Here is a 22,917-nt window from a genome sequence, read left to right on the forward strand (position 1 = left end):
TTTGTCTACAGTCTGAGAGGTGGCAGTATCTACTGCCACCTCTTATTCCTATTCTTTAACAATCTCGCTCAAACCAGTAATATCGATGCCATTTAAAGCTTGAGTAGCAAGGCGATCTGCTTCCGAATTATCCTTACGTGAAACAAGCTGGTATTCGGCTTGAATGTGAAGTTGCTCCAGCTTAGCATCAATTTTATCTGCCCAGCTTGCTAGTTCTTTTTCCGATGCTGGCCATTCCCCATTCAGTTGATTGATGACCACTTGTGAATCTCCTATAATACGCACAGGCAAATGGTGGACATTTAAAAGTTCTAGTTCTACTAAGGCTAAATAAAGCGCTGCATACTCTGCCTCGTTATTTGATTTCAATTCAGACGAAAAGGCATTCCTTCTCAATCGTAAAGGTTTACCATTTTGTTCGTAATAAATGGCGCAGCCTAGTCCTGCTTGCCTTGTCCCACGATCAAAACCTCCATCAAAATAGAGCGTAATATTATGAGGCTCTGTATCAATTTCCTTTAAATATGCTTTTAGCTCTTTAAGTGACCAATTTGTATCTTGCCGATCAATACAATGTAGCGATTTTACCCTTCCCGTTCTTTCCATGTCCTCTGCAAGTAAAAGTGCTTGAGCTGCAGGCATTTCAGCTGAACGTAAAACTGTTGTTGCTCCTTTTGGTGTTTTATAGGTCCATTCAATGATGACATGCATATTCATAACCTCCCATACTCTTTAACTGGTACATAAAGCAAAAACGTGTACCGACCAATAGCGGATACACGTTTTCCTCTCACTTGTTATATGTGCAATTCCTAGAAAATTTATTCCTTTTTAAATTGCGATTATCACCTTTTATTGAATTCCTTCATATAAACCTTGGATAGGTTTTATTAAAATGCGATTTACTTCTTCGATTACTTTACTTACCTTCATTTCTGCCTCAAGCATCGTTGAAATTTTTTCATTTTGCTGTGCAAGCTGTGCCGCTTTTTGTGCATAGACAAGCTCATCCTCCAAAATATCCTCACCAGCTAATTGCTTTTTCTGTAATTCGATTTGAATTTTACGGAAGTTTTTAAAGACATTTAATGCCTCTTCATCATTTTTAACAACTTCAACAGCAGCTTTTAACGCTTCAAATTCTGGAATCTTACGGAAAGTTGCTTCTAGCGCATTAATGTCATTATAAATATTAATCATTCATACAATCCCCTTTTAAATAAAGTAAACAATCAAGCCTTGCACAATCCCAATCAATCCACCAAGCACTGCACCTAATACAGTAATCATTTTAAACTCACGTTTTGAAATACCTAATACAAGCTCCTCTAATTTCTCTACTGGGAATGAGTCAACCTGCTCTCGCACAACCTCTTGTAAGTTTAAACGTTTTAGTACATCCTCAAGTTTTTCCTCTGCCTTCACAAAAGCTTTTTCTATAGCTTGTGGAATCACGGTATACTTCGCCCAGTCATTTCCTTCTGGCCAATAATAAGAAATCGGTTGATTTAAACGTTCAGAGATTGCTAATTGTTCTTTCACGTACACTTGTAATTTCGATAAAATGGGGTCAAATTGAACATCTTGCAAAAAGTCCATAGCGGGTCGATCTTTAAGTTTTTCCCATTCCTGTGAAAATATTTTTGTTAGTAATGTTGTTGTTCCTGGTGCTTGTAAAAACTTCACAAGCTCACGTTGAACTTTCCCAACTAATGAAGAGGAATCACCTAAGAACATATTGATCATGCCGCCTAGAGACCCTTTTGATGATAAAAAGTCATCAATCATTGCCTTAATCGTCATTTCACCTTCTGGTGATAAAAAATAATCCTCGCCTTTTTCTAAAATGTGCTGAACTGCTACTGGAATTTTAGCATCAATTGTATTTTGGATATCATCTGATAGCAGCGTACGAATTGATTTTGTTGATAGTGTATTCTTTACCGACGAAAATTGTCCCTCAACAATTGCTTCAACCTTCTGTTCAATGGTAGTAGGTAGATGAGCAAACCCAGCTAAGTTTAGCCAATCCTGAATTGTTTTGTCGTTTGTAAAGATTGTTTCTTCAACTTTTGTTTGCACAAAGTGTTCTACTTTGTCTTGAATATCCTTAGAGAAAAACTTTTTTCTAAATGTTTCAGGCGTTAGTAAATAATTAACTACTGTAAGACCCAACTGTTTAGCTAATTCATCACGTCGTTTGGGTATAAGGCCTGGTGTAAACGGTACACGCCAATTTTTAATATATATCGCTTTATATGGACGAAAAAGCATTTTAATGGCTAAGTGATTTGTAACGCCCCCAATTGCAGCCCCAATGATAGCCATAAAAAGTAATGTCACTATAAAATTATCCATTAGTATCCTCTCATTTCAATTGTATTCAAGATTGGCGTATTTTGTCGCCTTCTGCACTCATTATAGCAGAGCAATGATTTTCAACGAAAGAAATACCCCTTTAGAATTTCAATCTCATCCTATTTACTTCTATGAAAAGTGAATAGTTGCAAAAATACCTTTATACTTGAATAATATGACTACATACTATAAGAAGCGAGGTTTGATGATGATTCAACATTTCAGTTTTAAACCACTATTTGAAAACACGCAACTACCTGGGTGGTCTATTTCGTTTTTTTATCAACGAGAACGATACCAAGCGGAATATTTAAAGGACGGTACGATTGAGTGGATAGGAGCCATTCCATCAGACGAGGAGGTTGTTAAAAAAATGATACATGAACTTATGCTGTTTCATGTATACGATTGAATTTGATAGTCAATTTTTCGTTGTGATCCCGTATAAAAATACCTATATTTACTATTAATAGCACGCCATTTAAGCTAATTATGTTGAATCCTGTTGAAATTTGTATATTTTTCTTATACATTTATGATATCAGCTTAATAGTAAATGTTTTTTATGCAGGGGGCCATTTCAATGAGTAAAGTCACACTTTCGGATGACTTAAATAGCTATAATTCAAAAGCGTTAATTCGTGTAAAAGTAAAAGAATTTTTTTCGGAATTTTCCGCCAAAATATTCGAATTAGTGGATGAAGCGGGTGCTGTTAATAGTAAGAAATTCGAGGAACTTTCTGGCTATAAAAGCGACTTTTACAATGAGTATTGCAGTCAACTAAAGGGCTTCTTTGATTCTTCTACTAGCTCTTTTGGCAAGAAATCGATTAAAACGTTCTATTTAACGTATAATAATAAGAACTATGTTTTAACACAGCAAGGCATAACGGAAAAAGCACCTGTATCTATCGCTCCGTTTACAGGTGAAATACCTTTAAAGGAAACGGTTCATGATGTTGAAAAAGCGTGTTTAAAATTACGCTTCCAGCAAGAATAAATAGGTCAAACATTTAGAAAGGGGGAGTCTCAAATGACGATTGAGACTCCCCCTTACTATAAAAAATAATTCATTTAAAAAAATCCGCAAGCTAAAGCACTCTTGAGATTTTTGACGTGTCGTATTATATGAGATGCAAAATGCTTCTTTCCCTAAACAAACTATCTTTGATCTTTCTAAAGTTAGCATATAGCCATGTTAATTACAATCTTTTGGTATTTGAATCTAGTTGCATTTTTTCAAAAGATCCATGAAAAACAAGTGAAAAAGTTGTTGTCAATATTTGTGTTTTTCTTTTAAATAATTTATGATTGAAACATCCAACAATTTTTTAAATCATAGGAGGTGTACACTTTGTTTACTTCCCTCATTCGGGCGGGAACAAAGGAATTATTTGGACGGAGACATATTGGAGATAACCATTAGGTTGGCGGCATTCGCCCTACTAATTATAATGACTGGATTTTTCGTTGCAACTGAATTTGCAATCGTAAAAGTGAGATCTACCCGCATTGATCAATTGCTCGCGGAAGGGCATAAAAAAGCGAAAAATGCAAAACGTGTTGTTTCAGATTTAGATGAGTACTTATCTGCATGCCAGTTAGGTATTACCATCACTGCACTTGGTTTAGGTTGGTTAGGTGAACCTACATTTGAAATCATTTTACACCCAGTGTTTGAATTTCTAAATTTGAATGGTAGTATTACATCTATCCTTTCATTCATACTTGCATTCTCAATCGTTACGTTTATGCATGTTGTTATTGGGGAATTGGCGCCAAAAACATTAGCCATCCAAAAAGCAGAATTTGTCACATTAAACTTTTCTGGCCCATTAATTATCTTCCACAATATTACCTATCCCATCATTAAGCTATTAAATGGCTCTGCCCGTGGTTTAACAGGTCTTTTCGGCTTAAAAATGATGTCAGAATCAGAAGTTGCTCATACAGAGGAAGAGCTGCGTATGATTTTGTCGGATAGTTTAAAAGGTGGAGAAATTAATAACTCAGAATATGAATATGTTAACAGTATTTTCGAGTTCTCTGATCGTCTTGCAAAAGAAATTATGGTTCCTCGAACTGAAATTGTCGGCATAGAAAAAGAGCTAACAATTAAAGAAGTGTTTGATTTAATGGGTGTTGAGCAATATACTCGTTATCCAATTCTGGATGGAGATAAAGATCATATTATTGGATTAGTTAACATGAAGCATTTATTAACCGCTTACATTAAAGATCCTAAAAATGGTGATAAGCCAGTCATTGATTATATGCAACCTATTATTCGAGTGATGGAAACAACGCAAATTAACGATCTATTACTAAAAATTCAACGTGAACGTATTCATATGGCCATTTTAATGGATGAATATGGCGGAACATCTGGTTTAGTGACGATTGAAGATATTATTGAGGAAATTGTCGGCGATATTCAAGATGAATTTGATGAAGACGAAATCCCGGAAGTACAAGAAATTGCAGAAAATCATTTTATTTTAGATGCTAAGATGCTTCTTGAAAATGTAAATGATATGCTTGGTACTGACATAGAAGATGATGATATTGATACTATCGGTGGTTGGTTCATGACGAAGCGTTTTGATGCAGTCGAAGGTGACAGTATTGAAGAGCAAGGTTTTGAATTTATCGCAAAAGAATTAGATGGTCACCATATTTTATACTTAGAAGTTCTGAAATTACCTAACAGTGATTTATCAAATGAATATGACGCAGTCATTGACTAAAATTGAATTGATTTGCCATACTTGTCGTGGTACTATTAGAAGCACGCTTGTATAATCTAGGCTATAAATATGGTCTTTTTTTCACACCTTATATAGGTGGGAGCAACGACTGTAATAAATAGATGAAACGACTCCCTTTTTAAAAGGGGGTCGTTTTCTAATGTCCGAAAGTTTTGCGAGGAGGAAACAAAATGGAGCTCTATACAAATTTACGTCAAGGGGAAAAAGGTGCATGGCTATCCATTGGTACATATCTAATACTAAGCTCTGCTAAGCTTTCTATAGGCTACATTGGTACATCTGAGGCCCTAAAAGCAGATGGTTTAAATAACACAACTGATATCATTGCTTCCATCGCGGTACTGGTTGGTTTACGCATTGCCCAAAGACCACCTGATTCCAACCACCAATACGGACATTTACGAGCTGAGACTGTTGCCTCTTTAGTCGCATCGTTCATTATGCTTGTTGTCGGTCTCCAAGTATTAGTTAGTTCCCTAAAAAGCTTGTGGGAGCCCACTGGTACAACACCTTCACTGTTAACAGCCTATGTAGCAATAGGTAGTGCAGTTGTCATGTATGTGGTTTACCGCTATAATTTAGCACTATCTAAAAAAATAAAAAGTGCCGCTGTTAAAGCTGCTGCCTTTGACAATCGCTCTGATGCACTTGTCAGCATCGGTACAGCCATTGGTATTTTTGGAGCCATTTTCGGCTTTCCGATCATTGATTCACTTACAGCTCTCATTGTTGCCCTTTTAATTATTAAAACAGCAGTAGAAATTTTTTGGGAAGCTGTTCAAAGTCTTACAGATGCATTTGATATTGATGAAGTTGAAACGTTATCGGTCTTAATCCGTAACGTGGACGGGGTAATGGAGCTTTTAGACTTTAAAGGACGTGCCCATGGCAATATGTATTTCATCGACGTAACTGTCACAGTAGATCCTTATTTAAATGTCTTTGAAAGTCATCGCATAACCGAAGAAATCGAACATACCATTATGCGTGAAAATCGCTTTTGTCAGGTTCTTGTGCATATTGAGCCACATATCATTCCTCCGCAAAACGAAGAAAAGTCTCCTACCAGTTGATTGGTAGGAGACTTTTCTTATTTAATAGCTATATAAATATCCACTTGTGATTCATGTGGATTAGCGCATCGTTCATCATACAGTTCAAAGTCGCCTGTATATGTTCGTTCAACTTTAGAATTTGCAAACCATGCCCAAATCTCTTGCCAAGTTTGAATGACAACTTCAGGCATCATGCCTTTATCAGATGTAAAAACTAGATACTTAGCTGCTGGAATCTTTTTTACTACTAAATTAGCTTGAATGTCATCATTATTTACTTCTACACCTAGTGTAAGAGTATAATTACCATTCACATCCGTCTCATAGTCTGAATACAAACCATAGACATGACCATTTTTTCGCTCGGCTATTTGGTCCGTAATATTTTGCTGATAAAAGTGATCCCATAATTGCGGAATTTTAGCTTGCTCTGTTATTTCATTGGCATTACTTGTTTGAGTTGAAATACCCACGATGTTAAATGAGTTTAATTCAACTACTTTTGGTTCTCGCCACTCACATTTTCTCCATCGCTTTAAATTTGGCAAAAAGGAAGTCAGCATATTACGTGCTTCATTTTCTGGCATACCACCTTCCATAAGATGCGGTACACAAATTTCAATCATTTCGTCTACTGTTAACTGGGGTTGTTTAAACTCGCCCCCCTCGTAACAATATGTACAATAATCCTGACTTTTTTCCCCTTCTTTTTCAGTACCCAATAATGCCTCTTCTACTAAAGGCATACCGCAGCTTTGACAATAGCTTTGCATCGTCATTCCACCTTTCGCTTTATTTGTACTTACTATAGCAAAGGAAACCTGACAACTGTCTGTCATCAATTATTTAGATTTTTATATAATTGAACAATTTCTAAAGCTCGTTTTTGAATAATATCTCTTATATAAAGTGGTTCCATAATTTTAATGCGATGCCCAAAGCTTAACAAGAAACCATAAAGCCATTCATCTTCGGGTATAGATATATGAATCATAGATTGTTCATGGTCTATATGTTCTGCACCAAAGGATTCCTCCACTAATGTTGTAATGTCTTTATCAAAAGAAATGACTAAATCGACTACGTTTTGTGGTCGATGCCATTCTTTACCCCAAGGGAGTTCACTTAAATTCACTTCCTTACGCTCAAAGGTAGAATCAGCTTGAAGCAAATGTTTCATTCTCGCAAGCTTAAATAAACGAAAGTCCTTTCTTAATGTACAATAGCCATACAAATACCATATCTTCCCTTTTTGAACAATTGTATGTGGTTCGACTATTCGGCTTGTTTGTTCACCATAAGTAGTAGAATAATGAAAGCTTATGCAACGATTATTCTCTATAGCTGTCTTGAGCGTCGTAATAAGCTCTTTAAAGAGAGCGTTTGGTCCCCATGGACTAAGATCAACAAATAGATGGTCCATCGATTGTTTTACATGATCATCAGCAATACTCGTTATTTTCTCGAGCACGGCTTCAGCGTGGGAATCTTCATAGGTAGTCAAAGCACTTTTAATCGCAATAGAAAGTGACGTGAGCTCATCCTTCGTCAACACTTGCCTATCAACACGATAACCATCGATTAAACTAATGCCACCATTTACACCTTGCTGACTAATAACAGGTACACCAGCACAGCTCAATGTTTCAATATCTCGATAAATGGTACGAATCGAAACATTAAATAACTCTGCTAATTCCTGTGCCTTAACCTTTTTACGGTTGATTAATATCATCGTCATGGTTAGAAGTCTTTCTAATTTCATGGTAAAATCTCCTTTCTTGCCATCCCATTATTCCTATATATACTTCTATTTTAATTAATAACCTATCTTTTTAAGTATTTTTTAAGTACTTTTTGAGTATTTTTTAAGACAAATGTACTATAATAACGCCTAATTATTGTTACAACAATTATACTATTTTAACAATAAAAGAAAAAACAAGGCTTATGCCCATATGCAACTTTCATTAACAATACTATGTTGTTTCATTTTTGTATAAGAATAGTTTGATTTTAACGCCTAAGCAATTATTTCAATTCTCTTAACACAAACTAAAAAACTTTTATCTTCTATATAATGAACGGCGAAATTTTCTTTGAATGGATTTGACGCGATGCGACAAACACATCGGGATTCATTGACTCTCACCCGTGAAAGAACTACACCATAAATTGCTTTTTTCTGGCATCAAATTTTTAATAGAAAAGTTGAGTGATTTTCACTTTTCTTGCCCTTCACTATATATAGGAAGCCTTTTCACCCAAAATGAACTAGAGTTTAATGTTTTTAATTTAATTGTATAAAGGAGAGTTTGATGTGATTCGAGCCGTTTTAATAGACAATGAACCGTTAGCTTTACACTATTTTCAAAATAAACTACATGCCTTTCAACAAATACAGGTGATGCAAACCTTTACAAGCGTAGAAGTATTTCTGAATGAACTACCAACTATGGAATTTGAGGCTATCTTTTTAGAAGTAAAACTTCAAGAATTATCAGGACTTGAAGTTGCTGATATTATCAAAACGGAACGCCCACAAGTCAGTGTAATTTTCATTACCGCCTATCATGAATTTGCATTACAAGCCTATGAAATTGGCAGTCTCGACTATGTATTAAAGCCTATCAGTCATGCCCGTTTAGAAAAAACTGTAGCCCGTATTGAGCATGAATTTTCCATTCAGCAAATGCTTCAACAGGCTACACAAACTGTCTTAACTGTACAATGCTTCGATCAATTTGCCGTCTATAGTAACAATAGTTTAGTGGCATTTAAAACAGAAAAGACAAAAGAATTGTTTGCTTATTTTATTTTGCATCCAAATATACCGATTCATCGAGATTATTTAATTGAAATTCTATGGCCAGATTTAGATTATGTACGAGCCAAATCAAATCTTCATACAGCTCTATCTTATTTAAGGAAAACTCTAAATACAATTGGCTACGAAAACTGTATTGTCTTTTCAAATAAATACTATATCTTCGAAAAGCCAAATATCGTATGTGATTTATACGATTTTCAAAAACTTCATGAGGATTTTTCAAGACTTGAATTTCCTTCTATTTCTTTGATTAATCAATGTCTTTCTATTTATAAGAATGGCTTATTTGTTTTTGATGATTATGAATGGTCAACTGCCTATAAAGATAAATTAATGAAATCATACATAGAGCTATTAGAAAAAGGGTTTCAAACAACGGTCTTTTCAGATACTGAAAGAGCTATGGAATTTTTACATGCATTAATAGAGTATGATCCCTATAATGAACAAAAACTTGAGCACTATTTATATACGTTAATACAGGCAGGGCTTCATGAACAGGCACTCAAAATTTTCCAAACATATACGCAAAGACTAGAGGAAGATTTAGCACTAACACCTAGCTCTACATTATTAGAGATATCTAAAAAATTATTTGTTCAACATAAATAATGTAAAAAACGGCGAGTGCTTCTATGTGAGTAGAAGCTCGCCGTTTATTTATATCCCACTACCTTCAGTTAGCCCGTGTTTAACAGCATACAGCGCTGCCTGTGTACGGTCTTGTACTTGTAGCTTTGTAAAAATATTCGAAATATGGGTTTTCACTGTCTTTTCTGTGACAAATAGTGAGGATGCAATTTCCCGATTACTCTTTCCTTTTGTAAGCTCTGCTAGCACATCCTGTTCACGAGGTGTCAGCGGATTTATTAAATGGGGTGCATTCTGAGACTCCTGGCGATCCATTTCAAGCGTTGACGTTGCTTCAGGATGTAGAGTGTTTTCACCACGCATAATACGACGAATGGATAAGACCAATTCATCTGGCTCAATATCTTTTAACTGATAGCCTGCCGCTCCTGCCTCCATTGCTGGAACCACATGATCTCGATCAGAAAAGCTAGTGAGCATTAAAATTTCTATTTGTGGAAACTTCGCTTTGATGCGTTTAGTCGCCTGGATGCCATCCATTTCAGGCATGACTAAATCCATTAAAATAATATCTGGTTGAATGCTTTCTGCTAATGCAACAGCTTCGTGCCCATTTTTGGCCTCTCCAACAACCTCAATATCCTTTTGTGTCTTTAAGAAAAACAGTAGTCCTCTACGCACCACGTGATGATCGTCTGCAATTAATACACGTATCATGTCCTCTCCCCCTTAATATGGCAAGCGGATTAGCAGCTCCGTACCTTTGCCAATTTCACTTACCCAGTCGGCAGTTCCACCAACTGATTTTGCACGATCCTTGATAGATTGTAAGCCCATTGAAAGCAACTTTGTATTGTTGTCAATGACAAAGCCCCGTCCCTCATCACGAATAACCAACAAAATATCTGTTGATGTAACAGTAATATACAATGCTGCCTCTAATACACCTGCATGGCGACGTACATTATTTAACGCCTCTTGGGCTACGCGAAATAATGTTTCTTCAATACGTGAGGGAAATTGCAATACGCCTGAAACCGTAACATGTAGTTTTAAGCCAAGCATTTCAGCGTATACTTTCATGGCCTCAAGTAAACCATTTTCCAATCCTTTAGGTCGCAATTGCCAAATTAACGCACGCATCTCTGTAAGTGCATCTTGTGTTAAATGCTGAATCTCTTTAAATGTTTCTTTCACTTCGCAATCATCCGTCATTTCAATGCCAGCCCTAGCTGTTAACGTAACCGAGAATAGTAGTTGATTAACTGAATCGTGTAAATCACGAGCTAGGCGATTACGTTCCTTCACAAGCGCCATTTCCTGCTCCTGCTTTGTCAGTAAAATTCGCTTAATAGCTGAACCCATCTGAAAGGCAACTGATTCTAATAAAGCAAGCTCCTCCTCTGAAAAGCGTACTGTATCCTTAGATGCAACATTTAATACGCCAAAACGTTCTTGTCCAGATTGAAGAGGTACTGTCGCATGATGCGTGATTCCTTCATGATCCCCAACATTTGCAGCTATGGCACTTTCAATACGCTGACACTCGATAATATTGGAGGCTTTTTTTAGCTCTTCATTACGATAACGCGATACACACCAACAACCGCCCTTTTTTAAATAATGGCAATTGTTATATTCCAATGCCTCTGGTAGATTTTCATGGACAACTAGTTCTGAACGCCCCTTTGCATCAATAAAAAAAATCCAGCCTGTTTCAAAATTGGTGCCATTTAAAAATTTGATGAGCGCACCTTTTAGCATTGTGACAATTTCAGTTTCTTCATTTAATAGTTCAGCAATCTCTTTTAAAATACTGATATTGGAATGCTCATTCTCCCTCACGAAAACACCTCTTCTTTAGCATTACTATTGTTAATGATACCATTAAGCTATTGAAAGCGTCTGCTTCCACCGTTCATACTTTAGACTGAAATTCATCACTTACCTTATTTTGTGTAAGTTGATTTACATATAAAACTAGAACCACTATAATCGAACAAGGACATGGTTTTATGAAGGGAAGATTGAATATGTCTAAAAAAGAAGAAAATGGCTTATTATTTATTTGGATTGTTTCTGCTATAGCAACACTAGGTTCGTTATATTTTTCTGAGATTCGTCATTATGAACCTTGTAAATTATGTTGGATTCAACGTATTTTTATGTACCCAATTGTTATAATGACGACAGTAGCATTTATACAAAAAAATGCACGTATTGCTGTCACAACAGCTGTATTTTCTGTGGTTGGCGGCTGTATTTCACTTTACCATTACGGAATTCAAAAGCTTAGCTTTTTAGCTGAAAATACCCCCTCCTGTGGCGCAGTTTCTTGTACAGGACAATATATTAATTGGTTAGGCTTTATTACTATTCCGTTTTTAGCATTAACTGCATTTATTTTAATCGCAGGGGCAAGCTTTTATTTAATCAAAGCTTCTAAAGCTGCAAAATAATCGAAAGACCGTGTTCTACCTTTGGAATACGGTTTTTTCTACGGAGGAAGATCTATGTTTCATTATGAAATTGCTGAAGATAACTTAAGTGTGGAAGAATTACTACGTAATCATTGGCGACTCGGTAAAAAACTCGTTCATGAATTGCGTATGGCCAAAGCCATCACATTGGTAAATGATGAGCTGATTCAATGGAATACACCATTACAAACTGGAACAATAATCAAATTTACGTTTCCTGTTCCAACTTCTAGCTACAAACCAACACCTGTATGTGCTATTGATGTAGTCTATGAGGATGACCATTGTTTAATCGTATCAAAGCCAAAAGGTATGGCAACACATCCTAATGATGCTCGTGATACACATACATGTATGAACCATGTCATGGCACATATCAAAGAACAGGGTGGCATTTATGCTGAACATGTTCATCGTCTTGATAAAGGGACACAGGGCTTATTACTAGTAGCAAAGCACCCTTTAGCAAAGTCCATTTTCGATCGAATGATTGAGGAAAAAACCATTATTCGTACGTATGCAGCAGAGGTGCAAGGTAACTTACGAACGTCTTCTGGAACGATTGCTGAACCAATTGGCAAAGACAGACACCATGCCACAAGACGTGTTGTGTCCAAAACTGGACAGCATGCTGTAACACACTATGAAGTGGTGGCGCGTTACAAAAATTCCTGTGTCGTTCATCTCATACTTGAGACTGGGCGAACACATCAGATCCGTGTGCATTTAGCCTATATTGGCCATCCAATTATTGGGGATACAATGTATGGTGCACGAGAAACAGTAAGTGATGACTACGAACTACATGCCATTCAATTAGAATTTGACCATCCTTTTTTAAATAAACGTATTATCGTCAAGGACGAGCAATAAGAAAAATCCCGCCTCTATAGGAGTGCGGGATTTATTCTTTTTTTAAAAATCAAATTTAAAATGATCAGGATCTTGTCCAAATCGTTGGTTACGATTTAATGTTGCCATTTTCTCCATTTGATCTTGGGTTAATTCAAAATCAAAAATCTGTGCGTTTTCCTCAATTCGGCTCGGTGTTACGGATTTGGGAATAACGAGTGTATCATTTTGTAAATGCCAACGCAGTACTACCTGAGCAGGGGTTTTATCGATTTCTTTCCCAATCTCAATAATGGTAGGATCAGCAAGTACACCACCACGTCCTAGTGGAGACCATGCAGTAACAGCAATTTGGTGTTCACTACAAAATGCCCTTAATGGCTGCTGTTGTAAATATGGATGTACCTCCACTTGATTAACCATCGGTGCAGTATTTGCCTTAGCCAATATTTTTTCTAAATGATGCTCATGATGATTCGATACACCTGTTGAGCGAATTAATTTTTCATCGTAAAGGCGCTCAATAGCTCGATATGTTTCTTCAAATGTTTCAGGGACAGCCCAATGTGTTAAATATAAATCTAGGTAATCCATATTTAAATTCTTTAGCGAAACCTCAAAAGCACGTAATGTTGCATCATATCCTTGGTCATTATTCCATACTTTTGTTGTAACAAAAATATCTTCACGACGAATGCCTGAATGACGAATAGCTTCTCCTACTTCTACCTCATTCCCATATAAGGATGCTGTATCAATAGCTCGATAACCGTATTGAAGTGCTTTATCAATAGCCTGTAATGTTTCCTCACGTTCTGTCATTTTGTAAACACCTAAGCCAAAACGAGGCATTTCTACACCATTTGATAATGTTTTCGTTGATTGTAAATTCAAAAAGCACAACCCCTTTCTTATCCTCGTTCCATTATACAAAAAATTGGATTTAAGAAAAATAAAGCGGCTGGTTTATATACTAATTTTTCTTCTGTTCAACATCTTCTAATTGAATTGGATCAGCGATTCGCTCATCCTCCGCAAGCTCTAGACCATCACGTAAATGCTCCATCTGCTTGCCCAAATCTTTTAATTCTTTCATATCTCTCACCATTGTCCCATTTTCAATATTTGGCACCTTTTTTTCCATACTAATCACCTCACTTTTAGTTTTCCCGATATCAAGCTGTTTGAACCATTTCTGACATATTTTATTCTGCTATGTCGTTTCATTTTTAAAGTAGATAGGCTATACTAAAAAGAGATTTCTTTATAACATGAGGAGGGTTACTTCCATGAAATTATTATTAATCATTGGTGTAACAGTTGCTTTCTTAACAGCTATTTTCACTGCTGGATACGAAGGCGACTACAAAGCTGACAAATAATATCTCAAGAAAATCACTAAGCTTTTCGAAAAGCTTAGTGATTTTCTTTTTTTGTGGAACAATAGAAATACTTGACTTTCCTTTATTTTTAAAATAAACTAACTTACATAAAGTAACTTAATGAAAAAAGATAACTATTTGGAGGTATTCAAAATGCATTTTCATGAAAAACCAAACACCTATGTAACGAATGTTGAAATAAAAGTGAGTGATTTACACCGCTCTTTAACCTTTTATCAAGAAATTATTGGCTTTAAAGTGTTACAACAAGATTCACATAAAGCTATGTTAACTGCCGATGGAGAAACAGCTCTATTAACTCTTGTTCAGCCTAAAACCGTAGAAGATAAGCTTAGCATGACGACAGGACTTTATCACTTCGCCCTATTATTACCTAGTCGACGTGACTTAGCTAATGTTATTTCTCATTTTCACGAAAAAGGTGTGTACCTTGGGGCTTCTGATCATGCTGTAAGTGAAGCACTCTATTTAAATGATCCTGATCATAATGGAATCGAGATTTATGCAGATCGTCCTGAAAGTGAATGGACATGGCATAACAATCAGGTGCATATGGTGACAGAACCACTAAATATTCGTTCTATTTTAGAAGAGGGCGATGGCAACTGGCTTGGTCTGCCTGCTGGCACAGTAATGGGCCATATTCATTTATCGGTCTCTAACTTGGCTGAAGCCGAGCAATTTTATACAAAGGGATTAGGTTATGATATTGTCACACGCTACGGGTCCCAAGCATTATTTATTTCTACAGGCCGTTACCATCATCATATCGGCTTAAATACTTGGCACTCAGAGAATGCACCAAAGCTTGGAAAAAATCAAGTTGGCTTAAAAACGTTCTCATTGCGTTTAGATAACGAAGAACAAGCGGCAACTATGAAAGATAATCTTCGTGGTATAGGTGCACCCGTTACGGAAATCGTCGGAGGGTTCCAAACAGAGGATCCTGCGGGGAATGTTGTGTTATTAAAGTTTTAATATTAAAAAGCAGTTCTCACAAGCGGAGAACTGCTTTTTAATGTAACCCTGGATATCCTTGTTGACGTAATGCCTCATAAATAACAATTGCAGCCGTATTGGACAAATTAAGTGATCGCACATGATCACTTTGTGGAATACGTAAACACATATCTCGGCGTTCATAAGCAAAGTTCTTCGGCAAACCTGTAGTTTCTTTTCCGAACATAAAATAAATATCTCGGTCTTGATCACTAAAATCATTTTTCGTAAACGGCTCATCACTGTATGTTTCGATTAAATAAACATCTCCATTTTTAGAGTACTCTATAAAATCCTCAAGTGAATCATGATAGACAATATTTACACTATGCCAATAATCTAAGCCCGCCCGTTTCAGCATTTTATCATCCGTTGAAAAACCTAGCGGACGAATTAAATGGAGCGATGTATTAGTACCCGCACAGGTACGTGCAATATTCCCCGTATTGGCTGGTATTTCTGGTTGATATAAAACGATATGCAATGGCATAACGACACACTTCCTTATTAAAAAATTCTTTAAGATGACTCTTTAAAAAGTTAACGAAGCCTTCCTCTTTTGGAGCGACTCTTCTCACAATTAGAGCGGATCCGCTCTCAATCATAGGAACTCCAAGCAATTGATTTCATCCCTACATTAAACTGTAGTTAGTCAATTGCTTCTACATCCAATACTACTTAAAAAACTGCAACCCTTTATAAATTTCACTTCGCACTTCTTCGTCCTGCTCTCTAGCTTCTGCTTCATGTAAGGCAGTTTGTGCAGTATCCCCGCCAATCTTACCCAAAGCCCATGCGGCTGTGCCTCGAATGACAGGACGGTCATCTTTATGAAGTAGGGCAATCAAATCTGGTATGGCCGCTTCCTCTTTAAAATGAGCAAGTGCCAAGATGGCATTACGCTGGATAGGCTTTTTTCCACGCCATGAGCCTGAAACATGACCAAATCTCCCCTTAAACTCTCGATTAGTAATCGTTAAAAGCGGTGTCAATAATGGTTTGGCTAGCTCTGGATCTGGTATAAATTCTTCATGTATCCAATTAATTTTCCCTTTATTTTTAGGACATACTGTCTGGCATGTATCACAGCCATAGAGTCGATTACCGATATGACTACGAAACTCATCTGGTAATGTACCCTTCGTTTGAGTCAGAAAAGCAATACAACGCTGTGCATCCAATTGTCCACCTTGAATTAAGGCTCCCGTTGGACAAACATCCAAGCACAGTCGACAATCTCCGCATTCATCCTCCATTGGCTTATCTGGCGCAAATGGAATATTTGTAATGAGCTCTCCTAAATACACATAGGAACCAAATTCAGGCGTTATAATCGAGCAATTTTTTCCGCTCCACCCAATGCCTGCACGTTCAGCTACCGCCCGATCTACAAGGGCTCCTGTATCAACCATTGATTCAATACGTACACCTTTGACATGTTCCTCAAGCCAAGTGGATAATAGCTTTAAACGCTCACGTAATGCTGTATGATAATCGACACCCCATGAAGCACGGCAGAAAATTCCACGTCGCGCACCCCTTTTACCAATTGGTGCATTTTGCATACGTGAAGGGTAAGCCACAGCTATCGCTACAATACTCTCTGCTTCATCTAGTAATTGAAGGGGTTCTGTACGTTTTTGAATATCACTTTCTTCAAATCCAGACTGATAGCCAAGCTCCTGCTGGCGACGCAATCTGTTTTTTAATTCTGTAAAGGGAGCTGCTGTTGTAAAACCTATTTTATCAACACCAATGGACATCGCATATGCCACAAAATCACGTTGCAGGTCGTGTATGTTCATTTTATTTCCAACTCCTTACATGGTACAATATTAGAAATAGATAAAGTAGGTGATGTTCATTGGAAATTTCCATTAACCCAACTCTATTAACACAACATCCCGAGCTAAAAATCGGCATTATTCATTATACCAAAATTGTTGTAGCAGAATCCCCTCAAATGATTAAAGGGCGTATGCAATTGTATCAGGAAAATCTTTTTCTTGAAATGCAGGAACTTCCTGTAACACAGCGTGAGGGGATCGCAGAATGGCGACAAATTTGGAAAAAGCTTGGTGCTGATCCAAATCGCTATCGTCACTCAGCAGAAAGCCTTATGCGTCGAATTAGTAAGCAAAATTATTTAACGCCAATTCATTCAGGTGTTGATTTAAATAATTTCTTTTCACTTCAATATGAAATGCCAATTGGGCTATATGATGTTGCTCAAATCAAAGGGTTTGTAACAATTGATCTTGGTCATGACGAGATTGGTTATGAAGGTTTGAATGGGCGCTTTAACACATTAGAAAATATTCTGTATAGTCGTGATGAGGTAGGAGCATTTGGCTCACCTTTTGTTGATTCTAAACGCACAGCTGTCACAGAGGAAACAACTGATGCGTTACATATTTTTTATTTCCGCCCTTCCTTAACAAATGATGCAGCGAATGAACTGCTAGCGTCAGCTGGGAAAATGTTTAATCAAATTCATGGCGGACATTATCAAATCGCAATTATATCAAATGATGTACCCTCTATAACACTATAAAAAGGACGTGTTTTCGTGATTAATCTTGCAGAAGCTGTTAAACTAAAAAGTATTTTAGGAAAGAAAACTCAAGAGCTAGTAAACGAACTACATCGCAGTGCCTTTGTAACAGTTGAAAAGGGACAAGCCCCTAAAACAAGTAATCGAGCACTCCCCCTTATTGAAGCTGACTTAGCCCAAGTTCGTCTAGATACTCGTACATTAGACCGCCTCGTTTACGAAGCAAACATCCAAAACACAGTAGACTTTAAAGGTCAAAAGCTAGCACTAGTAGAAGCCATCGAACTAGCAACACAACTTCGTGCCGAGGCTGATATGTGTAAAGATTTCAGTATGCGAGAAAAAGAGAGTGTAAGATTTGGCTATGGCGAAAATACAATGTTATATGAAATTGCTTTGTATGAGCCAGATGAATATAGAGAACGAGCTACAAAGCTTGAAAAAGATGCACATAAGCTATCTAATCTTATTAATTCAAAAAATTACAGTATTCAAATTAACTTTGACGATTCCCGTTATTTCTAGACTCGGGACGGTGAGACTCCAACCCGAGTTGGATGTGCTGTTTTCAAATCTAGCTTTTCAGCTAATTAGTTAAAAACCAATAACAAGTTACCTGTTACTGTATGACCGATGACTAATGACCAACTATAAGCAATGGCCATACTCAAAACAACTTGATTCCATTTGAAAACGCCATCCAGGGCTCTCCTACATTTATGTATGGAGAGCTTTTTTAAGTAGTTCAAAGGGATAATTTGGATGACTAGTTTGCCCCTTTCAAGGACAAAATGGAAGTATCTATAGGAAAGGGGTCATACTATGACACAGCAAGATGATGCAACACATGAGCAAGATATGACATTGACCAACAGACAGGGACATCCAATTACCAACAATCAAAATTTGCGAACAGTCGGTAATCGAGGTCCTGCAACATTGGAAAATTATGATTTTCTAGAAAAAATGAGTCATTTTGACAGAGAGCGAGTTCCAGAACGGGTTGTGCATGCTCGTGGAGCTGGAGCACATGGGTATTTTGAAACCTATGGTGTTGTTGGCAATGAACCTATCTCTAAGTATACACGTGCAAAAGTCTTTCAGGATAAAGGGAAAAAAACACCTGTCTTTGTGCGTTTTTCAACTGTTATACATGGTGGTCACTCCCCAGAAACATTGCGTGATCCCCGCGGTTTTGCAGTAAAGTTTTATACAGAGGATGGCAATTGGGATTTAGTGGGCAATAATTTAAAGATCTTCTTTATTCGTGATGCGCTCAAATTTCCAGATATGATTCATGCTTTTAAGCCTGATCCCATTACTAATATTCAAAACGTTGAACGTTTTTTTGATTTTTGTGCTAGCTCACCAGAAACCTTCCATATGGTAACATTCGTTTACTCTCCTTGGGGGATTCCAGCAAATTATCGTATGATGCAGGGCTCTGGGGTTAATACGTACAAGTGGGTGAATAGTGAAGGCAAGGCAGTCCTTGTCAAATATCATTGGGAACCGCTACAAGGTATTAAAAATTTAACACAAAAAGAAGCAGAAGAAATCCAACAGAAAAATTTCAATCATGCTACACAAGATTTATATGATGCTATCGAACGTGGAGACTTCCCCGAATGGGAGCTACATGTTCAAATTATGGAGGATGGTTCACACCCTGAGCTTGATTTTGATCCATTGGATGATACAAAGCTTTGGCCAAACGATCAATTTCCATGGTATCCAGTTGGCAAAATGGTGTTAAACAAAAACCCTGAAGACTATTTTGCGGAGGTGGAACAGGCTACTTTCGGGACAGGGGTGCTTGTTGATGGCTTAGACTTCTCTGATGATAAAATGTTGCAAGGGCGTACTTTCTCTTATTCTGATACACAACGCCATCGTGTAGGCGCCAACTACTTACAGCTTCCAATTAATGCACCAAAAAAACGTGTAGCGACCAATCAACATGGTGGGCAAATGATGTATAAGCGTGATTTGGCACCTGGACAAAATCCACATATTAATTATGAGCCATCCATGCTGAATGGATTAAAGGAAGCAACACAAGCTGGTAAAGAATATACACCATACATTGAAGGGAACCTTGTTCGTGAATCGATTGATCGTCAAAGTAATACGAAACAGGCTGGTGAAACCTATCGTAACTTTGAACAGTGGGAACGCGAAGAACTTCTTGAAAATTTAATACGTGATCTATCGGTCTGTCATGAGGATATTCAAAATGCCATGATTGCTTTGGCACAAGAAGCCGACGAAGAATATGGTCGCTTACTCAAGGAAGGTTTGCACAACGCTAAAAAAGATTCCTCTGCATCAAAACCACTTGGCAATATCAATGGTGATCAAGCACCTCAAGATGCCATGAATAAAGGACACGATGCTGAGCCTTATTAACGAAGCTAAAAAAGACATTACATTTTTTGTAATGTCTTTCAGAGTGTCGACAAACTAAATTCGTAACAAAAAGTTATCATAAGTCGGCATTTAACTTTAGTTTTCTATGTTCAAATATTTTTCTGAATCCTAGAAAATAAAGGGTTTGGAAAATCTGAAAAAATTGTACTTATAGCCGTTTAATTTAAAAATAATAGACAAAGTCGAAAAAATCGACTTTGTCTACAGTCTGAAAGACATTACATTTTTTGTAATGTCTTTTACTTTATTGTTCATATGCCTTATACCAATGATAAGGTTGAATTTCCTTTAATGATTTAAATACCAATTCTCCATCTGCATTCGTAATCGCTGCCTTAACATTTTCTCCCCAATAAAAAAGTCTTTCCTGACAGACTCCACAGGGTGTCAGCACTACAAATTTAGATGTTTCATCTTCCCTAGCAACACAAATCGAATGCGTAACTTTTGTATTCAATTTATGTGCCTCTAAAATAGCACCTGTTTCCATACATAATTCAGTAGCAGCATTCATTACCTCGGGAGCGACACTTGTTAAAATTTGCCCATCCGCGGTATATAAGGCTGCAGCTCCTCCCCATCCAGTGGGATATCTTTTTTCTGCTAGTGCAACCGCAGCTTCATACAGTACTTTTTCAATATCCATATTTCCTCTCGCTATCATACATGCACACCTGGTAATATTTTCAACACCTTTTCCTGTGCGTCTAAAATTGCCTCTGTTCCTAATGGAATGGCTATATTCGTTGTTTCATGTCCGAACTTAAAACCTGCCACGACTGGTATTCCTAAATCTGCAAAATACTCCTTCATTAACGAATGAAGTGCTTCTTCATCAGATCCTGTCTGTGTAAATGAACCAATGACGACTCCTGCTAATTGCTCAAATTTCCTTGCTTGTTTTAAATGCTGAAGCATTGAGTCAATAACTGGAATTGTTTCATTTACATCCTCTATTAATAAAATCCTACCTTCAGTTCTTACTTCAAATTTGGTACCTAGTGTGCTGACAAGACGATAGAGATTTCCTCCGATCATTTCACCACGTGTGATGCCCCCAGCAATCGTTGTTAGCGGAGAAATTGCCTCTGTATACTGAATTTCCATAGGGAAAAATAGCTGTAAAAACATTTTTTTTGATAAATCATCCATCTTATTAGCTGACATCAGCATTGACCCATGAAATGTCACCATATTGGCATACTCATTAATCGCACAATGTAAATATGTAACATCAGAAAAGCCCCAGAAAATCTTAGGATTTTCTTCTATTAAAGCATAATCAATTTTATCAGCAATTCTGGCAGAGCCATAGCCTCCCTTTACACAAAAGATTGCTTTCACTTCTGGGTTTTTTACCATCTCATGAAAATCAGCTAGTCTGATTTCATCACTTCCTGCCAAATATTCATGTTTTGCATGAATCGTATCACCCACAATATAGCGAAGACCCAATTCGTCCAAAAAAGCTACTGCTTCTCCTAGTTTTTCAGGCTCTACAAGACTTGAAAGTGCAACAACACCGACTAAATCTCCCTTTTGTAAACATGGTACGGTACTTTTCACAGTTATTCCTCCTCTTGTTGTCCTTATTTTAGCATAGCAAAACTTCAGAGGCATTGATTATTGCTATACTGACTGCCTATAATTAACTTTACTATTCAATTAATAAAGGGGTTAAAGCATCTTGAAAATTCCACCATATCTATTATTAGTACTCGCAACTCTTTTATGGGGTGGTAATTTTGTTATTGGACGTGCCGTTAGTGAAGATATTCCTCCCCTAACACTTGCCTTTTTACGCTGGTGCGTCGCATTTATTATCTTTTTTCCCATTGCATTTCACCAATTAAAACGTGAATGGCGGTTACTGAAAAGACATTGGTTTATTGTCATCATTCTTTCATTAACAGGTGTTACAGCATTTAACACACTTGTTTACATTGGATTACATTACACAACGTCCATTAATGCATCTTTAATGAACTCTTCTACGCCCATAATGATTTACATACTTTCCTTTATTTTTTGAAGGAAAAACTATCAAAATATCAGTTAATAGGGACCGTTCTATCACTGAGTGGAGTTGCCTTTATTATAATGGGTGGCTCTTTTACAAGGATTGTCGATTTTACTTTCAACAAAGGGGATTTAATTGTAATCGCAGCAGTATTATGTTGGAGCATATATTCATTACTCATTAAACAATATGCAACTCGCTTACCAGGGCAGTCTACCTTTCTAGTGACGATTGGACTTGGGGCTATGATGTTATTTCCTTTTTCTCTCTATGAAACACTGTCTAGTGCAACAGCAATTCATTGGGAATGGTCAACCTTTGCTGCTATTTTATATGTTGGTATTTTTGCCTCTATCATTGCTTTTCTCTGCTGGAACAGTGGTGTTATACAGCTGGGAGCGAACAAAGCAAGTATTTATTTAAATTTCATTCCTGTTTTTGCCTCCATTTTTGCTGTTCTTTTTCTAAGTGAAAGATTGCACTCTTTTCAGCTTATAGGTGGACTAGCCGTTGTAGCAGGGGTTATTTTATCAGGAAAAATAAATAAGCAAAGACTTCAATCCTAAGAAGTCTTTGC

Annotated in this window: 26 protein-coding genes; 13 read left to right on the forward strand and 13 right to left on the reverse strand. The window is 37.0% G+C overall.

Annotated features, from left to right (window positions below):
• Window positions 1–48 precede the first annotated feature (48 nt).
• The 3 genes from BFM98_RS20365 to BFM98_RS20375 form a co-directional block, all read right to left on the reverse strand.
• Window positions 49–711, reverse strand: a complete 663-nt coding sequence (locus tag BFM98_RS20365; RefSeq protein WP_066038283.1) for a ribonuclease H family protein — start codon at window positions 709–711, stop codon at window positions 49–51.
• A 141-nt stretch (window positions 712–852) separates the two neighbouring features.
• On the reverse strand, window positions 853–1,200 hold the full coding sequence (locus BFM98_RS20370) for a YlbF family regulator (RefSeq protein WP_004230811.1): 348 nt from the start codon (window positions 1,198–1,200) through the stop codon (window positions 853–855).
• A gap of 15 nt (window positions 1,201–1,215) precedes the next feature.
• Window positions 1,216–2,358: a DUF445 domain-containing protein gene (locus BFM98_RS20375; protein WP_048391791.1), complete on the reverse strand. Its 1,143-nt coding sequence runs from the start codon at window positions 2,356–2,358 to the stop codon at window positions 1,216–1,218.
• 208 nt (window positions 2,359–2,566) lie between these two features.
• On the opposite strand from BFM98_RS20375, the gene BFM98_RS20380 reads away from it, so the two are divergent.
• The 4 genes from BFM98_RS20380 (at window position 2,567) to BFM98_RS20395 (ending at window position 6,199) form a co-directional block, all read left to right on the forward strand.
• Entirely contained in the window at window positions 2,567–2,770 is a 204-nt protein-coding gene (locus BFM98_RS20380; protein WP_048391848.1) for a YheE family protein, read from the forward strand.
• Between the two features lie 171 nt (window positions 2,771–2,941).
• Complete coding sequence (locus BFM98_RS20385; RefSeq protein ID WP_048391793.1) at window positions 2,942–3,358, forward strand: hypothetical protein; 417 nt, start codon at window positions 2,942–2,944, stop codon at window positions 3,356–3,358.
• 427 nt (window positions 3,359–3,785) lie between these two features.
• Complete coding sequence (locus BFM98_RS20390; protein ID WP_004230815.1) at window positions 3,786–5,105, forward strand: hemolysin family protein; 1,320 nt, start codon at window positions 3,786–3,788, stop codon at window positions 5,103–5,105.
• A 191-nt stretch (window positions 5,106–5,296) separates the two neighbouring features.
• Window positions 5,297–6,199 (forward strand): cation diffusion facilitator family transporter, encoded by a 903-nt coding sequence (locus BFM98_RS20395; protein ID WP_066038284.1) that lies wholly within the window; start codon window positions 5,297–5,299, stop codon window positions 6,197–6,199.
• Window positions 6,200–6,216: 17 nt separating this feature from the next.
• Here the strand turns inward: BFM98_RS20395 and BFM98_RS20400 are convergent, their stop codons facing one another.
• Together BFM98_RS20400 and BFM98_RS20405 are read right to left on the reverse strand one after the other, a co-directional pair.
• Window positions 6,217–6,954 carry an effector binding domain-containing protein gene (locus BFM98_RS20400; protein ID WP_054548658.1) on the reverse strand — a complete coding sequence of 246 codons (738 nt, stop codon included), beginning with the start codon at window positions 6,952–6,954 and terminating at the stop codon, window positions 6,217–6,219.
• A 65-nt stretch (window positions 6,955–7,019) separates the two neighbouring features.
• On the reverse strand, window positions 7,020–7,946 hold the full coding sequence (locus BFM98_RS20405) for a helix-turn-helix transcriptional regulator (protein ID WP_066038285.1): 927 nt from the start codon (window positions 7,944–7,946) through the stop codon (window positions 7,020–7,022).
• A gap of 555 nt (window positions 7,947–8,501) precedes the next feature.
• Here BFM98_RS20405 and BFM98_RS20410 point away from each other — a divergent pair.
• Window positions 8,502–9,623 (forward strand): response regulator, encoded by a 1,122-nt coding sequence (locus BFM98_RS20410; protein WP_048391801.1) that lies wholly within the window; start codon window positions 8,502–8,504, stop codon window positions 9,621–9,623.
• A 48-nt stretch (window positions 9,624–9,671) separates the two neighbouring features.
• On the opposite strand, the gene BFM98_RS20415 is transcribed toward BFM98_RS20410, so the two are convergent.
• Window positions 9,672–10,319 carry a response regulator gene (locus tag BFM98_RS20415; protein ID WP_066038286.1) on the reverse strand — a complete coding sequence of 216 codons (648 nt, stop codon included), beginning with the start codon at window positions 10,317–10,319 and terminating at the stop codon, window positions 9,672–9,674.
• Window positions 10,320–10,331: 12 nt separating this feature from the next.
• Window positions 10,332–11,447, reverse strand: a complete 1,116-nt coding sequence (locus BFM98_RS20420; RefSeq protein WP_054548662.1) for a GAF domain-containing sensor histidine kinase — start codon at window positions 11,445–11,447, stop codon at window positions 10,332–10,334.
• Window positions 11,448–11,635: 188 nt separating this feature from the next.
• Here BFM98_RS20420 and BFM98_RS20425 point away from each other — a divergent pair, with 188 nt between their 5' ends.
• Window positions 11,636–12,061, forward strand: a complete 426-nt coding sequence (locus tag BFM98_RS20425; protein ID WP_066038287.1) for a disulfide formation protein C — start codon at window positions 11,636–11,638, stop codon at window positions 12,059–12,061.
• Window positions 12,062–12,115: 54 nt separating this feature from the next.
• The gene (locus BFM98_RS20430; RefSeq protein ID WP_054548663.1) at window positions 12,116–12,955 is read left to right on the forward strand and encodes an RluA family pseudouridine synthase; all 840 of its coding nucleotides are present in this window, start codon (window positions 12,116–12,118) and stop codon (window positions 12,953–12,955) included.
• Between the two features lie 42 nt (window positions 12,956–12,997).
• Here the strand turns inward: BFM98_RS20430 and BFM98_RS20435 are convergent, their stop codons facing one another.
• Together BFM98_RS20435 and BFM98_RS24075 are read right to left on the reverse strand one after the other, a co-directional pair.
• The gene (locus BFM98_RS20435) at window positions 12,998–13,828 is read right to left on the reverse strand and encodes an aldo/keto reductase (protein WP_048391812.1); all 831 of its coding nucleotides are present in this window, start codon (window positions 13,826–13,828) and stop codon (window positions 12,998–13,000) included.
• Window positions 13,829–13,907: 79 nt separating this feature from the next.
• Window positions 13,908–14,078 (reverse strand): hypothetical protein, encoded by a 171-nt coding sequence (locus BFM98_RS24075; protein ID WP_175400789.1) that lies wholly within the window; start codon window positions 14,076–14,078, stop codon window positions 13,908–13,910.
• A 391-nt stretch (window positions 14,079–14,469) separates the two neighbouring features.
• Here BFM98_RS24075 and BFM98_RS20440 point away from each other — a divergent pair, with 391 nt between their 5' ends.
• A complete protein-coding gene (locus tag BFM98_RS20440; protein ID WP_054548665.1) occupies window positions 14,470–15,315 on the forward strand; it encodes a VOC family protein in 846 nt (281 codons plus the stop codon).
• A gap of 37 nt (window positions 15,316–15,352) precedes the next feature.
• Here the strand turns inward: BFM98_RS20440 and trmL are convergent, their stop codons facing one another.
• Together trmL and queG are read right to left on the reverse strand one after the other, a co-directional pair.
• Window positions 15,353–15,826 carry a tRNA (uridine(34)/cytosine(34)/5-carboxymethylaminomethyluridine(34)-2'-O)-methyltransferase TrmL gene (trmL, locus tag BFM98_RS20445; RefSeq protein WP_066038288.1) on the reverse strand — a complete coding sequence of 158 codons (474 nt, stop codon included), beginning with the start codon at window positions 15,824–15,826 and terminating at the stop codon, window positions 15,353–15,355.
• A gap of 184 nt (window positions 15,827–16,010) precedes the next feature.
• Window positions 16,011–17,141, reverse strand: coding sequence for a tRNA epoxyqueuosine(34) reductase QueG (gene queG, locus BFM98_RS20450; protein WP_066038289.1), 1,131 nt, complete (start codon window positions 17,139–17,141; stop codon window positions 16,011–16,013).
• A gap of 59 nt (window positions 17,142–17,200) precedes the next feature.
• Between queG and BFM98_RS20455 the strand changes: the two genes are divergently transcribed.
• The 3 genes from BFM98_RS20455 to BFM98_RS20465 all read left to right on the forward strand — a co-directional run bounded on the left by BFM98_RS20455 (window position 17,201) and on the right by BFM98_RS20465 (window position 20,299).
• The gene (locus tag BFM98_RS20455; RefSeq protein WP_048391818.1) at window positions 17,201–17,890 is read left to right on the forward strand and encodes a B3/B4 domain-containing protein; all 690 of its coding nucleotides are present in this window, start codon (window positions 17,201–17,203) and stop codon (window positions 17,888–17,890) included.
• Between the two features lie 15 nt (window positions 17,891–17,905).
• Window positions 17,906–18,415 (forward strand): hypothetical protein, encoded by a 510-nt coding sequence (locus tag BFM98_RS20460; protein WP_048391820.1) that lies wholly within the window; start codon window positions 17,906–17,908, stop codon window positions 18,413–18,415.
• Window positions 18,416–18,712: 297 nt separating this feature from the next.
• A complete protein-coding gene (locus BFM98_RS20465) occupies window positions 18,713–20,299 on the forward strand; it encodes a catalase (RefSeq protein ID WP_066038290.1) in 1,587 nt (528 codons plus the stop codon).
• A 265-nt stretch (window positions 20,300–20,564) separates the two neighbouring features.
• Here the strand turns inward: BFM98_RS20465 and BFM98_RS20470 are convergent, their stop codons facing one another.
• Together BFM98_RS20470 and BFM98_RS20475 are read right to left on the reverse strand one after the other, a co-directional pair.
• The gene (locus tag BFM98_RS20470) at window positions 20,565–20,966 is read right to left on the reverse strand and encodes a cytidine deaminase (protein WP_048391850.1); all 402 of its coding nucleotides are present in this window, start codon (window positions 20,964–20,966) and stop codon (window positions 20,565–20,567) included.
• 14 nt (window positions 20,967–20,980) lie between these two features.
• Window positions 20,981–21,886 carry a S66 peptidase family protein gene (locus BFM98_RS20475; RefSeq protein WP_066038291.1) on the reverse strand — a complete coding sequence of 302 codons (906 nt, stop codon included), beginning with the start codon at window positions 21,884–21,886 and terminating at the stop codon, window positions 20,981–20,983.
• A gap of 121 nt (window positions 21,887–22,007) precedes the next feature.
• Between BFM98_RS20475 and BFM98_RS24315 the strand changes: the two genes are divergently transcribed.
• Window positions 22,008–22,352, forward strand: a complete 345-nt coding sequence (locus BFM98_RS24315; RefSeq protein WP_254660069.1) for a DMT family transporter — start codon at window positions 22,008–22,010, stop codon at window positions 22,350–22,352.
• The gene (locus tag BFM98_RS24320) at window positions 22,349–22,906 is read left to right on the forward strand and encodes a DMT family transporter (RefSeq protein WP_254660070.1); all 558 of its coding nucleotides are present in this window, start codon (window positions 22,349–22,351) and stop codon (window positions 22,904–22,906) included. Before BFM98_RS24315 ends, BFM98_RS24320 begins: the two co-directional genes overlap by 4 nt.
• Window positions 22,907–22,917 lie beyond the last annotated feature (11 nt).

The sequence above is a fragment of the Lysinibacillus sp. AR18-8 genome (genome assembly GCF_001705465.1).
Classification (GTDB): Bacteria; Bacillota; Bacilli; order Bacillales_A; family Planococcaceae; genus Lysinibacillus; species Lysinibacillus capsici.